This window comes from Streptomyces sp. NPDC048111 (assembly GCF_043202815.1).
Taxonomy (GTDB): Bacteria; Actinomycetota; Actinomycetes; order Streptomycetales; family Streptomycetaceae; genus Streptomyces.
Map to the genome: position 1 here is coordinate 264984 of NZ_JBIDBD010000003.1, position 14289 is coordinate 279272.

The following is a 14289-nucleotide window of genomic DNA, read 5'->3' on the forward strand; positions in this document are numbered from 1 at the left end:
CGCGATGCGGAGTGTGCGAGGGAGGAGCCCAAACCGTAGGGCACGATTCCCGGTGGAGCGGTGCCGTTGGGCGAAATGCCCGCGGAATTGTTTCCTGACGGAGCGTTATGCCGCTCACCGGGGATCTGTGGCTACGGTTTTGGAGCCCGGCAGCCATTGCCGACGGTTCTTTCCCCTGCCCCCCGAACCGAGGTCCACCATGCCCAGCTCCGCCTGAGCCTGACCGCCGCACTCATCGCGAGGTGCAACTCGCCGCGTGCGCCGGACCTTGGATCTACCCGCCTCCGGCCGCAGCGGCCCTCCCCAAGCACGCCCGCGCGGACGGGACTTCACTCTTCAAGGACGCCTCGTGACACCTCTCTCCCCTCCCCGGCCTGAAACTCCGCCGCCGGGAGGCGTGCTGGATTGAAGGCGATAGCCGCCGGCATCGGCGTCGTCTTCCTCTCCCCCATGCTGCTCGCCGGCACGGCCATGATGGTGGCCGCCGCCTCCAGCGAAGCCGCCGAAACCACCAGCTCATTCAGCAGATGCCTAGGTGACGTCGACACGGACGCCGTCACCCAGCAGGTGACGAAGATCCTCGACGGTGCGTCCGGCAAGGACGTGAAGGTCGAGGGCCTGTCCCTGCCAGCCGAGCAGGTCCCCAACGCGCGGACCATCGTCGCCACCGGCCGCTCGCTCGATGTGCCCCAGCGCGGGCAGATCGTCGCGCTCGCCACCGCGATGCAGGAATCACGCCTGCGCAACCTCGACTCCGGCGACCGCGACAGCCTCGGGCTGTTCCAGCAGCGTCCCAGCATGGGGTGGGGCACCGCCCAGCAGATCCGCGACCCGGTCTATGCCAGCGAGCGGTTCTACAAGGCGCTGCTGGAGGTCAAGGGGTGGCAGCAGATGACCGTCACCCAGGCCGCCCAGGCCGTGCAGAAGTCGGGCTTCCCGGACGCGTACGCCCAGTGGGAACCGCTGGCCACCGCTTTGCAGAAGGCCATCGCCGCCACGTTCCCCGGCGGGGAGAAGGACCAGCCCGCCAAGGACGGCGATACGGCGAAGGAGACCAAGGCCCCAGCGTCCGGCTGCGGACCGGCTCAGGACGGATCCTCCTACGGACGCATCCCCGAGGGCAGCGTGCCCAAGGGCTACACGATCCCGAAGGACGCCGACCCCAAGGCGCGTACGGCCATCGACTGGGCGATGCACCAGCTCGGCACGATGTACCAGTGGGGCGGCAGCTGCACGGCCGCGCGCGGTCCTGACCCGATGGGCCGCTGCGACTGCAGCTCCCTGATGCAGCAGGCGTACGCCAAGGCCGGCATCACGTTGACCCGCACCACGTACACACAGGTCAACGAGGGCAAAGCCGTATCCCCGCAGGACCTGCAGCCCGGCGATCTGATCTTCGCCCGCGGCAGTGCCGCCGTACCCGAACACGTCGGGATGTTCATAGGGGCCGGCCTCGTCATCGAGGCACCCCGAACCGGCAAACCGGTACGCATTACGCCTTTGAGGGACTGGGCGATTCTCGCCGCCCGCCGCGTCATCTGACCCGCCCACCGCCCGGGTCCCCGCACCGCGCGGCCGGGTCGGCTTCTCCTCGGCGCCGTTCGCGCCACTCCCCCTTCTCCTCTTCCCCCCTTCCGCCGGGCCGGATGCGGCCTGCGCACGCAAGGAGTCCCGCCACACCCATGCCCCTGCCTCTGTCAGACCATCTCATCCAGCTCGCCTACGACCCCGGCATCTCCCCCCAGGGCGGGGGCCTTCCCGGCCTCTCCGTCCTGAAGAACGTGGTCAACAGCATCAACATGTTCGGGATCATCGCCGTCGTCGGGGCCCTGGCCGTCTCACTCGGTGTCTGGGCCTGGGGCCACCACACCGGCGGCCACCAAGCCGAAGCCAATGGCAAGAAGGGCGCACTCGTCTCCGCCGGCGCAGCCCTCGGCCTCGGCGCCGCCAACGGCATCGTCGCGTTCTTCAGCGCCCTGGGATCGCAGGTCCACTGATGAAACGTTTCCCCTCTCTCTCCCTGTCCTCCTACGGCGTCGGCTGGTCGGCCAACCGCCGCATCGCGATCATCGCGATCACCCTCACCGTCCTGCTGACGCTCGCCGCAGCCGTCGCGCTCTTCACCGGCCACGACAACAGTGGCCCAGAAGCCGGAGCCGGTACGCCGTCCTCGGCGAGCAGCGCCTCGCCCTCCGAGCAGGCACCGAAGCCGGGCACGGGAACGGGGTCGGTGCCCAAGCCGCCGCAGGTCGCCGAGCCGGTGGCCTACGCCAAGGCCGCGGCCCAGATGCTCTGGTCCTACGACACCCGCGACACCAGCCGCGACCAGCAGCTCGCCGGCATGAACGCGTGGATGACCAATGAAGTCACGTACGCCGCCTGGACGTCGGTCACCACTCAGGTCCCGGATCCGACACTGTGGTCGCGCATGGCCGACAACGCCCAGCACGCCAGCGCCACGGTCACCGAAGGCCATTACCCGTCAGCCTTCAAGGCGGCCCTGACCGAGGACCCGTCCGCGATCACCAAGGCGTACATCTACGTCGTCACCGTCAACGGCAAGCAGCAGATCGCCTGGACCAAGGGCGGCCAAGGGGCCGAGGACCGCGCCGTGACCCTGGCCGTCCAGTGCCGCCCCGGCCACGACTGCACCCTGGCCGCCATCGCCCCGAGCGTCACGCAGTGACCCACGCCTGACACACGAAAGGAGGACAACTCCCTGTGGGTTTCTGTGATCTCCCCCTCGCCGACAAGGTGTGCGGCATCGCCGGCGCCACCAAGGGCGCCGTCGACTTCGCCAGCGACCCGGGCAAGGTCATCGGCGACTGGATGGCCAAGTCCGCCGGCGAACTCGCCTCCGCCGCAGCCGATCTCGCCGCTAAGGCCGTCAACGCCACCACCCGCGTTGACCTGAACGCGGGCTGGTTCAGGTCCAACTACGAGCTGCTGCTGCCGATCGGCCTGATCATCCTCGTCGCCACCTTCTGCGCCCAGCTGGTGCGCGCCGCGATGAAACGCGACGGCCAGGCCCTGATGCAGGCATTCACCGGCACCGCATCCGGCGTGATCTTCGCGTTCAGTGCCATCGCCCTGACCACGGTCGCCATCGAAGTGGTCGACGCCCTCTCCGACGGCCTGTTCAAAGCCTCCCACCTGTCGATCGAATCGGCGGTGAGGCGCATCGTGAAGGTAAGCGTGATTCCCGCGCTGGCCGGGATGGGCTGGCTCGTCGCCGTCTTCGCCGCTGTCGGCGCCGCCGTCGGAGCGTTCCTCTACTGGTGCGTGATGATGGTCCGCAAGGTCGGCATCCTCGTCATGGTCACCCTGGCCGTGTTCGCCGGTGCCGGCGGCGGCTGGGAGGCCGCCCGCCGCTGGCGGCGCGGCTGGATCGAAGCCACCGCGACCCTGGTCGTCTCGAAACTCCTGATGACCGTGATCTTCGTGCTCGGCATCTCCGCCATGGGCAAGACCCAGGCCGCAGACGGCCTGGATGCCCTCGCCGACGTCATGTCCGGCATCGTCATCATGGTGCTGGTCCTGTTGTGCCCGTACGCCACGTTCAAGTTCGTGCACTGGGCCGCAGAGGGCTCGGACGGCGAAACGATCCACCGCGCGGGTGGTGCCGGCGCCCAGCTCGCGCGGCAGCACACCGAACGCGCGGGCCGCAAGGCCGCCGCGATGGCAGCCACCGCCGGAACCGGCAGCGCGGCAGCCGGAGCGGGCGCCGCCCCGCAGGGACCCGACGCGGTGCCCGGCGGCGGCTTCCCCGGCAACATCGCCTCCAACCCCACTGGCGGCAGCGGCCAAGAGAGCGGCGGCTCGGGCGGCCAAGGCATGAAGGACGGTCTGGAGAAGACCGTCCAGCCTCCGCCCACGCGCGCCACCGATGACACCAGCGGCCAGTTCGGCGGCGGACCCGGCCAGGGCGGACCCGGCTCAGGATCCCCGTCCGGCGGCTTCATGTCGAACCCGGCAGGCTCCACCATGCCCCCGCCGCAGGGTGCGCCCCCGGCTCCCAACTCCGCATCCTCCCCGGGCGCAGGAGCCGGAGCGCCACCGCCTCGGCCCGCTGGCATCTGACCCGACCCGCTCACGCCGGAGCGGCACGCACCCCTCTCGTGTGTGCCGCTCCGGCCCCGCCCGCGCACCACCGGAACGGCCCTTGTCTGAACTCTCGATTACTCCCCTCACGGTCAAATTTCCCCACCGGTCGAAGCGCGGCATCCTGCTCGGCCTCACCCCTCCCCAACTCATCCTGGTGTCAGCGGGGTTGGCTCTGCTGCTGGTCACCGTCGTCAGCACCGGGCTGCTCAGCGCGATCGTGCTCGCCCCGCTGTGGGCCGCAGTCACCGCCCTGGTCGCCATCCGCCGAGACGGAAAGTCACTGATCGACTGGGCGCCGATCGTCGTCCGCTTCACCCGACGCCGCCGCAGCGGGCAGACCCTGTGGCTCACCCGCCCAGTCACCCGCCCTCGCCACGACGGCACCCTCCACCTGCCGGGCACCGCCGCCTCCCTACGCGTCGTCACGCCCTCGGACTCGGCCAACGGCGCCGCCGCCGTCCACGACCCGCACCACCAGACCTTGACCGCCGTCGCCCGCGTCTCCAGCCGTGCCTTCGCCCTGCTCGACCCCGCCACCCAGAACCACAACGTCACAGGGTGGGGACGAGCGCTCGCGGGCATCGCGCGGACCGGCCACGTCGCCTCCGTACAGGTGCTGGAGCGCACCGTGCCCGACAGCGGCGACACCCTCGCCCGCCACTGGACACAGCACGGCTACCCCAACACCCCGGTCGCCGGGCAGGTGTACTCCGAGCTGGTCTCCTCCGCAGGCCCGGCCGCAGCACCGCACGAGGCGTATCTGGCCATCTCCCTCGACCTCAAGGCCGCCAAGCGGTTGATCAGTCAGGCGGGCGGCGGGCTCCCTGGTGCATTCACGGTGATGGAGCAGACCACCAGCGCCATCGCCCAGGCCGCCCGCAGCGCGGGACTGATGGTGACCGGCTGGCTGAGCGCGCGGGAGATCGCGGCCGTGATCCGCACGGCGTATGACCCGGGGGCGCTCTCCAACTTGCAGCAGTGGTCCCCGAGCGGGCGCGCCGAAGCCGACCCCGCAGCTGCCGGACCGGTCGTCCAGGTCGAGGAGTACGACCGCCTCGCCACCGACTCCGCCCGGCACGCCACGTACTGGGTCGAGGACTGGCCGCGCACGGAGACCGGCGCCGGATTCCTGCACGGGCTGATGTTCACCGCCGGCGTCCGGCGCAGCCTGTCACTCATTTACGTGCCCCAGGGACTGGAATCGGCGATGCGCGACGTCCAGCGCAAGAAAGCGGCGATCATCTCGGATGCCGCCGAGCGCACCCGCCGCGGGCAGGTCGACAGCGAAGCCGATAGCGTCGAGTACGCCGACGTCAAAGCCCGCGAACGCCAGCTCATCGCCGGCCACGCCGACGTCGCCCTGACCGGCCTGCTCACCGTCTCCGCCGGAACCGACGCGGCACTGGATGCCGCGTGCGCGCAGATCGAGACCGCCGCCGTCACCGCCCAAGTCGACCTGCGCCGTCTCTACTACCAGCAGCCCGACGCCTTCACGCTCGCCGCCCTCCCCCTTGCCAGGACCGCCCTGTGACGGCCCGGCCCGCTCCGGAAACGCTCACCTCGGCGGGGTACGACGATCTGGTCACGCTGCTCGCGTCCGTCAAGGAGATGCAACGACGCCACCAGCAGCGCCTCGACGTCCACCGCGACGCCGACGGTGCAGTGCTCGAAGACGAGTACGCCGCCTACGAGGACGTGCGCTACGAGACTGCGGTCGAAGCCGCCGATGCCCTGAACTCTCTGGTGACGCAGCTGGAGCTCGTGCTAACCCCGCGGCACTCCCGCACCTTCACCATCGCACTGCGCAGCCCCGGCCACCAGGAGGGCGCGCGGTCCACGCTGTTCGTCGTCAACGGCACCGACCTCGATGACGCTCATCGCGCTCTGCTTCAACTGCCCGGTCACCGTCGTTGGCTGGAGGAATACGACATCGTCGGCGCCACCGACGGCTCCGGCACCTACCTGCCCGCCGAGAGCCACCCCGGCATGCGCGCCCCCGGCTCGTACATCGACCTGCGTGCCCAGCAAGCCCCGGTCAGCTCCGCACGCACCCCAAACCACACTTCGCTACCGCCCGGCCCACCGGCCCTGGGCCCCGGGCGCACCCGGTGACCTCTTCTCAGCCCTGCCCGCCGGCAGGAAGGATCTTCTCGTTGACCTCGACTCCGTACGCCGCTGACGCGCACCCCTACCTGCGCGCCGCCTCCGCAAGACTGCGCCACCACACCCGAGCCACCTCCGCCGTCGCCGCCGACCGCGTCCACCTCGATGTGCTGCACGCCCACCTGACCGCCCTGCACCACCTCATCGACCAGATTGGCGAGGCGAGCCGCCCCGCGCATCCCACTGCGGGCCGCCACCTGGGCACCGCGCACCTTCGGCTCTGGCAGGCCACCGCCGCCGTCCACGACGCCTTCCACCTCCTGCCCACCGCACCCGACAGCACGGGCGGCACCCCTTGTGAGCCCGAGCGGCTGCCGGAAGGGCCACCGGTGCTGACCATCTGCCAGCGCCACCTCACTTCCAGCCACGCGATCCGCCGCAAGACCACCCCCACCGACCTCAACGCCCCGCTCCACGGCCACACCCGCACCACCGGCTGCGCCATATGAGCAAGCCCCGCCGAATCGAGCACCCCCTGTGACCCACCGGCCCGCCCGCCGCGCCCGACGCGCCTCTGCCAGCCCCCTGTTCACCCCGAACGGCACCGACCGCGCCAGCCGCAAGGCCGCCCGTAAACAGCTCGCCGAGGCCACCGCCAAGGCCCACGCCGAAGCCGCCCTGCACCCCGCCGGCCCCGAACAGGGCGAGCAGGAGATGCCGCCCGCCCTATTCCCGCCGGGCGGCCGGCCCGGCCCCGCCTCCGCACGCGGCAGCAAGCTCAAGCTGCCCGCGCACCGCATGACCACCGCCACCGTCGCGGGCGCCTACCCCTTCCTCGCCGAAGGCGGGCTCGGCGCCGAGGGCATCTACATCGGCCGCGACATGCACGCCGAAGCGTCCTTCTGTTTCGACCCGTTCGCGCTGTACGGGAAGATCGAAGGCTTCACCAATCCCAACGTCCTGCTCGCCGGGGTCATCGGCCAGGGCAAGAGCGCCCTGGCGAAGTCCTTCGCGCTGCGGTCCGTGGCCTTCGGCTACCGGGTATACGTCCCGTGCGACCCCAAGGGCGAATGGACTCCGGTGGCCGCAGCCCTCGGCGGCACCTCCATCGCGCTCGGTCCCGGTCTGCCCGGCAAGCTCAACCCCCTCGACGCAGCCCCGCGCCCGCCGTCGGTCTCCGCAACGGACTGGGCGAACGAGATCCGCAAACGGCGGCTGCTGCTCCTCGGCTCCCTGGCGCGCACCGTCCTGGGTCGGGACCTGCTGCCCATGGAACACACCGGACTCGACGTCGCTCTGGACGCCGTCGTCACCCGCGCCGCCACCACTGGCCGTACCCCGCTGCTCGGCGACATCGCCACCATGCTCAACAACCCCGACGACCTCGACACCGCCGGCGGCCTGATGTCCGGCCGCCTCGGCGACGCCTCCCGCGACCTGGCCCACGCCATGCGAAGGCTCGTCCACGGCGACCTGGCCGGCATGTTCGATGCGCCCTCGACCGTGATGTTCGACCCCAACAGCCCGATGCTCACCATCGACCTGTCCCGCCTGGGCGGCTCCGGCGACGACACTGCCCTCGTCCTAGCCATGACCTGCGCCTCCGCCTGGATGGAGTCCGCACTCTCCGACCCCAACGGCGGGAGGCGTTGGATCGTCTACGACGAAGCCTGGCGCCTGATGCGCCACCCCGGCCTGCTCCAGCGCATGCAGTCCCAGTGGAAACTGTCCCGCGGCCTGGGCATCGCCAACCTGATGGTCATCCACCGGTTGTCCGACCTGCTCACCGCCGGAGACGCAGGATCCCGCGGGCGTGCTCTGGCCGAGGGCCTGCTCGCTGACTGTTCCACCCGCATCATCTACCGCCAGGAAACCGACCAACTGCACGCCGCAGCAGCCCTGCTGGGCCTCACCTCGGTGGAGAGCGACGCCATCTCCCACCTCAACCGCGGACGCGGTCTTTGGAAGGTCGCAGGAAGATCCTTCATCGTCCAACACCAGCTACATCCACACGAATTGGCGCTATTCGATACGGATGCGCGAATGCATTGAAAGGTCCGGCGGTCAATGACTTTAGATGTTCAGCGCGAGCTAATACCCCGCAATACCACCCTCCACCTCATCGACGCGCTCGATAGCCTGAAAGCCAAACTACTGGTCGCTGCCGCACAGTTCGAGCTGCTGGATGAGACCGGCCGGGTGCCGGCCGCGCCGTCCTATGCGGAACTGCTCCAGCACGCCGTCGGCGCCCAGGCACTCTCCCGCGACGTCGTTCAACTGACCGTCGGCTTCGCCCGGAGCACCCACAGCGCGAACCGTGCCGGCAACGTGGTTCTCGCCCATCTCGCTACGGCGGCCACCATGTCGAGCCAGGCCGCGCCGCACCTCGCCGAAACCGCAAAGGGAGCCCTTTCCCTTCCCCGGCCCTCCGGCCCCGCCGACCGCCAGTTCCGGGAGAACCGCATGGTCATTGACCACGCTACGGCCCGAGCCTATTTGCGCCGCGCGTCGGACTCGCTTCGCGGCGCGGCCAAGGAACTCAAAGACCACCTCGAATTCCAGCGGTTCTTCTCGGCGGCGGCGCCGCCGCCGTCCCAGCCAAGCACACGCCACCGGTAGGGATCACCACCCCGGCCGCAGGCAGAGCACAGGCCCTCACCAACCGACATCCCGCCCGGCAGCGCGGGCTGTGGCCCTGCTCATCCCGACGCTTCCTCAACCCTTTGGATCCACCACCCTGATGGCATCCCCCTCCAGCTCCAGTACTCAACCCCCTTCAGCCATCGGCTCCCGGATGGTGAACGCGGCGCTCGGCGCCTCGCCTCGACATCTCGAACGGCTCCACACTCCAGACAGCCCTGCTGACGTCGTCGCCCAGCTCGTGTTTATAGCCGCGCGCCACCTTGACGACCTGGACGCGCAGTTCGCCGACGCTGCCCGGGTCGCGGCCTCCAACCTGACGCGCGCCGCCAACGGGAAGACGACGATCAATTCGCTCGGCGTCCTGCAAAACAGCGCCACGCAGATCGACATCCTGGCCGCGCGCCGCGCCGACGCCGTCGGAAACCTCAAGACCCTCATCCACGCCTATCGGCAGGTTGTGGCGGCCGACGACGCCACGCCGGCCCCGGCACGCCGTCCCACCGTTGCGCCGATTCTTCCGGATGCGGTCGTCGCGACGCCGACGCGCAGGCGGTAGCCCTGCCCGTCACCCACCACCGTTAGGGCGGTCGTCAGTGCCTTTGTGTTAGGAGATCCAACCTGTCCACACCTTCTGCCATACCCGCAATCCCCACCGCCGGCGTCGCTACCCCCACGGATCCAGGCGGCCGTTATGTCTACGGCCGTCAGGTCCTCGCGCTCACCGACCGGCTCAACGCAGCAACGTCCTTCGAGGAGGCTGCTGCCCTGACCGAGCAGGTCCTAGAACCGACCGACGGCCTGCTGGAGCGGCTCTCCGAGTTCTTCGAAGCGGCAGCCGAGAAGGCCAAGGAGTCCGACCAGGACGACGGGTTCGACCTCCATTACGACCTGGAGGACGCCGCGTCTACCTTGCGCGGGCTCGGTGAAGACCTGCACGTCGCTGTCGACCGCATGCGCTCCCTGACTCCCCGCCCCTCTGCCCGACAGGCCGCCGGGGCGCGCGTCGCGGGCTCCAGCATCGGGCTGCCGAGGGCGGTGCCACCCAAGCCCGGTCGCATCCGGTGACAGCGCCAGAGCCGCCCGGCCCGCTCTCCGGTCTGGATCAGGCGGCGCACCTGCACACGCTGGCCGAGCGCATCCGCCATGCCGCCGATGACCTGCCGACCCCGCAGCCCACTCTCTCGCTCGCGGGCATCGGTGAGGAAGTCGAGGACCAAACCCGTCTCGTCGCGGGCCTCTTCGTCTCGCTCGCCCATGAAGCCGCCGTCCACAACCGGGCGGCGAAACAGCATCCCGACGGGGCTGATTCCCTTGCCCACCGCAAGGTCGCCCTGATGACGCGGGCCGCCGATCCTCTGGGCCGAGCGCTTGCCAAGCTGGGCGAAGCCGTCGTCGAGATCGGCCGCCTCCATGACAGCAGCCAAGGGCCACGCACGCGCGAACGGGTACAGGCCATCGATGACCGGCTGTTCAGTGCCCGCCGCCACCTGATGGACGCGGCCAGCAACCTGCACCGGGACGCCGACCTGCTCGTCGCGGCTGCGTCCGGCACACGGCATGCACCACCGCCCCCTCACACGAACCGGCTGCCTGCCACGCTGCCGGTGCTCGCTCCGGCGTCACCGACCGTCGCCAGAAGCCTGCGCTGACCTGCACAGATGCTCCACAGCGCCCCAGCTGGAGGGCAGCGTCGCACCCGTGTGACCTCGCGGGCAAAGGCGGCAACATAGCGGACAATCCCCGGTTAGCGAAACCGGGGATTCTCCGGACTCTAGAGGCGGATCACCAACCATCCCCTTCTTGAGGAGCACCCCATCCGCCGCCTTCCCTTGGCCATCGCCACTGCATGTGTGGCCCTGGTCGCGAGCGCCTGCACCAGCGGCAGCCCCACAGCCAAGGACCCCGCCCCGTCCGCCAGTGCCCGCAGGCAGCAGGAGCCGCCACCGCCAGCCCTGACCAAGCAGCAGGCCCTCGCCGAGATCGACCGGTACTCGGCGGTCAACAACAGGGCCAACGCCGGCAATGACCGCAGTCTGCTCGACACGGTCGAGGACGGCCCGATGTATGCCATGTCGGTCTCCGAATTCAAGGAGTCCGAGGGCCTGACCGCCTCCGAGCGCTCGGCGTACGAGCCGTGGGCGTACGACACGCAGAGCGCCCAGCTCTACATCCCGCGGATCGCGGACGGTCATCCGCGCTGGTTCGCCGCCGCGCTCTCCGGCACCAAGGGCAAGGCCCCGAGCCGACTCGCCGTCTTCGCCGAGCAGCCCCAGCACAAGCGGTGGGAGCTGGTCTCCGCCGCTGATCTGTACGGCACGGACCTGCCCAAGGTTGCCTTGGACGCCGACGGGTACGCCACCGCAGTGGCGGCCAACGGCAACAAGGACCTGGCCGCGGGGGCCAACCTGCTCCGCAATGGCGTCCTGGACAACTTCGCCACCGGGGGCCAGAACTCCGGGAAGAAGATCTTCACCGAGAGCAAGGCGAGCAGCCAGCAGATCAAGGTCCATGACGAGACGGTCACCCAGTACGGCAACAAGGGCACCAGCACGTTCGCCAGCGCCGCCAACCGCTACGGTGACGCCTACGCGCTCAAGACCGCCGACGGCGGTGCGCTGGTCTTGTTCTCCCACACCCACACCCAGACCGACGCGGTCACCCACCACGGGCTGCAACTCAATCCCGGCAAGGACGACCGGGCCTGGCTGCACGACATCCCGCGCACGAGCATCCGGTACGAGTTCGTCTGCAACGACGCCGCCACCGTCCCCGCGAAGGCCGGCCCCTCCACACTCGTGGGCTACACCTGCGCCCGCACGGACGCCTCGGGCCCGCCGGTGAATTCCGCTTCCCTGCCCCGCATTTAGCGGTCCCCTTCCTCTGCGCCTCACTTGAGGGCGTCCTGGCAGCCCAGAGCCCCCGGGCCTCCCTCGGCGCCATGAGGCATAGAGCGGGGCGCTGTTTGTCGTACAGCGGTGATCCTGTCGCCAGTTGGCGGGTGGCCACCGCGAACGCGGCGAGGGACACACCGGCGCCGGTCGCCCTAAAAGGAGCTGATCGAAATCCTGGCGGTCCGGGCGCTGCCACCGAGACCGGTCGGCCTCAATCTTCCTTAACGACGGCGGGGCGCCCCATCCACCAGTTCCCGGTGGCATCGGGGTTCGAGCTGGACCAGAACTCGATGACCGCGTCGGTGAATTCCACGGGTGACAGTGTGCCGTCGCCGTCGGTGTCGAGGTGGCTGAACGCCTCGGCCGCCATCGCCTCGGTCAGGCCCGGAAAGTGCCCGCGCTGGAACGCAAGGAACTCACCGGGGCTGATCCGGCCGTCCTGATCGAGGTCGGCGATCTCCAAGTAGGTTTCGGCGAGCCTTCCAAGGGTCGCCTTGGCGGCTTCCGGGTCCCCGGCCAGCGCACGCGTCGACGTGACGAACTGCGCCTTGGAAATCCCCTCGGTACCCGCCGGGACGAACGGCAGATGCACTTCTCGCCAGATGGTTGCGTAGGCATCGACGATGCGCTCCGCCTGCGGGGAGTCCTCGGCGTGACCGAGGGAGGACGCCACCCGGCGCCCCATCTCCAGATGGTCGTTCTCGGTGAGCACGCCATTGCCGTTGACGTCGAGCTGATCAAATCCCTGCTCGATCTTCGCCGTCAGAAAGTCCTGCGCGGCCATCGTTGACTCCTCCCACGTGGACGAACACCAAGTGCAGACGCGGCGAACCATGTCCGCACCTGGGCAACGATCGGACGATCGTAAGGAAACGTTGGACCGGTACCACCGCCGAGCCGTCCCCCACGGACACAGCCAGGACGGCAGTACGACGAGACGCGCGCTCCGGATAACCCGCCCGTCCGTGTCACCGACACCACCAGCAGCCTGGACTGGGGCTACGAACTCCACCCCCACCTGCGCATCGAAGTTATCCCTCTACGTCAAAACCCAGCGGGCGCGTCGTGCCCTGGGCACCGCCCCGCACGCCCGGTTCAGCAACAACCGCGCTCTATGGGCGTCCAACCGGGCGGTGCCCACCACCCGTCTGCCGCGCACCGGTCCGGCCCGGCCTCACCGGCATCAGCCTCCGCGGCTGCCAGGGCCGGCACTCACCGCTGACCCCGCCCCCCCTTCGTCTCTGGAGAACATCCTGTCCTCGCACTCCCGCCCCGACATCACGGTCGTCATCGCCACCCGTCTGCGGACCGAACGCCTGGGCTACCTGACCGAACTGCACGCCAGCCTGATGCGGCAGACCGTTCCGTGGGAGGCCGTCCTCGTCCTCGACGGAGCCGATCGCGCGCTCCTGCCCGAACCGCTGGCCGCCGATGCCCGCATCCGCGTGGTCGAACTGCCCCGCCCGGTCGGCGCTGCCGCCGCCCGCAATCTGGGCCTGCGCACCGTCCGCACCCCCCTGGTGTGTTACATGGACGACGACGATCTCGTGCCGGATGACAGCCTCGCCGTGCGGCACCAGAGGATCACCGAGACCGGTCTGGGTTGGGTCGCGGGCTGGAGCGCCGACCTGCATCCCGACGGCTCCACCACGGTCTGGCACTGCCCGACGCCACCCGGCGTGCACCAGGCCGGTGACGTGACCGGGTACTGGACCAGTCCCGAAGCCCAGATCCCGCTCGGCCAGACCATGCTCCTGGCCCGCACCGAATTGGTCGTTGCTGTCGGCGGGCACGGAGGGCTGCCCCAGGGCGAGGACTTCGTCATGGTCAACGGTGTCACCAACCTCGCAGCAGGCGAGCTGCTGCCGCACGTCGTCTACTACTACCGACAGCACCCCGCCCAGATGACCGCTGGCGGCACGGCGTTCCTCGATCTGGAGGGGCCTTCCCGTGAGTTCGCCTTCCGGCACGGCCAGGCACTGCGCACCGCCCTGAGAAGTTCCCTCCGTGTAGGTTCCACAGTTTCGCAAGCACTTGCGCGTGATCATGAGCACCGATCGAGCATTTCCGCGTGATCATGAGCAGGGGTAACATTCTGTACCGGCCAGTTATCGGTGGTCAGTCCGCCGCACGAGCGCCCCAGCGCCTGGCGAGCCGCCCGCGCGGGCCAGATCCTCCAGCTCGTCCCCCGCCTCCGCGTCCCTTCACGGGCGCCGGCGGCGTGCTGTTGGGCCCGGCTGATCGTGAAGTCGACCGACATGGTCCACTCCGCCGTCCCGACGGAGCCGTCCCAGATCTTGGCCTGTTCTAGCAGACGGGCCCAGGTTCCGTCCGCCTCCCAGCGGGCGAACCGCTCGTAGGCCGCCTATTACGGCCCATAGCGTTCCGGCAGTTCGCGCCACGGAGCACCCGTCCGCTATGCCATAACACCCCGTTGATTACCTGCCAATGATCACGCCGCAGCCGCCTACGACCATCAACACCTGGCAGCAGGGTCGCTATGCGTTCCCGGGCCACGTCCGTCAGGTCACCACGACTCACCACAAGA

The 14289-nt window shown here is 69.6% G+C and carries 14 protein-coding genes and 1 pseudogene; 13 read left to right on the forward strand and 2 right to left on the reverse strand.

The window, feature by feature from the left end:
- The first annotated feature begins 405 nt into the window (after positions 1-405).
- From ACGF3I_RS09025 to ACGF3I_RS09080, 12 genes are all read left to right on the forward strand, one after another.
- Positions 406-1542 (forward strand): C40 family peptidase, encoded by a 1137-nt coding sequence (locus tag ACGF3I_RS09025; RefSeq protein ID WP_393129961.1) that lies wholly within the window; start codon positions 406-408, stop codon positions 1540-1542.
- 140 nt (positions 1543-1682) lie between these two features.
- A complete protein-coding gene (locus ACGF3I_RS09030) occupies positions 1683-1997 on the forward strand; it encodes a DUF6112 family protein (RefSeq protein ID WP_393129962.1) in 315 nt (104 codons plus the stop codon).
- A complete protein-coding gene (locus ACGF3I_RS09035; protein WP_393130207.1) occupies positions 1994-2686 on the forward strand; it encodes a hypothetical protein in 693 nt (230 codons plus the stop codon). The genes ACGF3I_RS09030 and ACGF3I_RS09035 overlap by 4 nt, the downstream gene beginning before the upstream one ends.
- A gap of 35 nt (positions 2687-2721) precedes the next feature.
- The gene (locus ACGF3I_RS09040; RefSeq protein ID WP_393129963.1) at positions 2722-4080 is read left to right on the forward strand and encodes an ATP-binding protein; all 1359 of its coding nucleotides are present in this window, start codon (positions 2722-2724) and stop codon (positions 4078-4080) included.
- A gap of 82 nt (positions 4081-4162) precedes the next feature.
- Positions 4163-5635, forward strand: coding sequence for an SCO6880 family protein (locus ACGF3I_RS09045; protein ID WP_393129964.1), 1473 nt, complete (start codon positions 4163-4165; stop codon positions 5633-5635).
- Positions 5632-6216: a hypothetical protein gene (locus tag ACGF3I_RS09050; protein WP_393129965.1), complete on the forward strand. Its 585-nt coding sequence runs from the start codon at positions 5632-5634 to the stop codon at positions 6214-6216. The genes ACGF3I_RS09045 and ACGF3I_RS09050 overlap by 4 nt, the downstream gene beginning before the upstream one ends.
- Positions 6217-6257: 41 nt before the next feature.
- Complete coding sequence (locus tag ACGF3I_RS09055) at positions 6258-6716, forward strand: DUF6238 family protein (protein ID WP_393129966.1); 459 nt, start codon at positions 6258-6260, stop codon at positions 6714-6716.
- Positions 6717-6744: 28 nt separating this feature from the next.
- Positions 6745-8259 carry an ATP-binding protein gene (locus ACGF3I_RS09060; protein WP_393129967.1) on the forward strand — a complete coding sequence of 505 codons (1515 nt, stop codon included), beginning with the start codon at positions 6745-6747 and terminating at the stop codon, positions 8257-8259.
- 15 nt (positions 8260-8274) lie between these two features.
- Positions 8275-8826 carry a hypothetical protein gene (locus ACGF3I_RS09065; protein WP_393129968.1) on the forward strand — a complete coding sequence of 184 codons (552 nt, stop codon included), beginning with the start codon at positions 8275-8277 and terminating at the stop codon, positions 8824-8826.
- A 175-nt stretch (positions 8827-9001) separates the two neighbouring features.
- Positions 9002-9406: a hypothetical protein gene (locus ACGF3I_RS09070; RefSeq protein ID WP_393129969.1), complete on the forward strand. Its 405-nt coding sequence runs from the start codon at positions 9002-9004 to the stop codon at positions 9404-9406.
- Positions 9407-9911: 505 nt separating this feature from the next.
- Positions 9912-10499: a hypothetical protein gene (locus ACGF3I_RS09075; RefSeq protein WP_393129970.1), complete on the forward strand. Its 588-nt coding sequence runs from the start codon at positions 9912-9914 to the stop codon at positions 10497-10499.
- A gap of 180 nt (positions 10500-10679) precedes the next feature.
- A complete protein-coding gene (locus ACGF3I_RS09080) occupies positions 10680-11717 on the forward strand; it encodes a hypothetical protein (RefSeq protein WP_393129971.1) in 1038 nt (345 codons plus the stop codon).
- Between the two features lie 235 nt (positions 11718-11952).
- On the opposite strand, the gene ACGF3I_RS09085 is transcribed toward ACGF3I_RS09080, so the two are convergent.
- A complete protein-coding gene (locus tag ACGF3I_RS09085; RefSeq protein ID WP_393129972.1) occupies positions 11953-12525 on the reverse strand; it encodes an EF-hand domain-containing protein in 573 nt (190 codons plus the stop codon).
- Between the two features lie 349 nt (positions 12526-12874).
- Here ACGF3I_RS09085 and ACGF3I_RS09090 point away from each other — a divergent pair, with 349 nt between their 5' ends.
- Positions 12875-13816 carry a glycosyltransferase family 2 protein gene (locus ACGF3I_RS09090; protein WP_393129973.1) on the forward strand — a complete coding sequence of 314 codons (942 nt, stop codon included), beginning with the start codon at positions 12875-12877 and terminating at the stop codon, positions 13814-13816.
- 38 nt (positions 13817-13854) lie between these two features.
- Here the strand turns inward: ACGF3I_RS09090 and ACGF3I_RS09095 are convergent.
- Positions 13855-14285: pseudogene (locus tag ACGF3I_RS09095) on the reverse strand (transposase); the annotation flags it as partial.
- Positions 14286-14289: the final 4 nt, after the last annotated feature.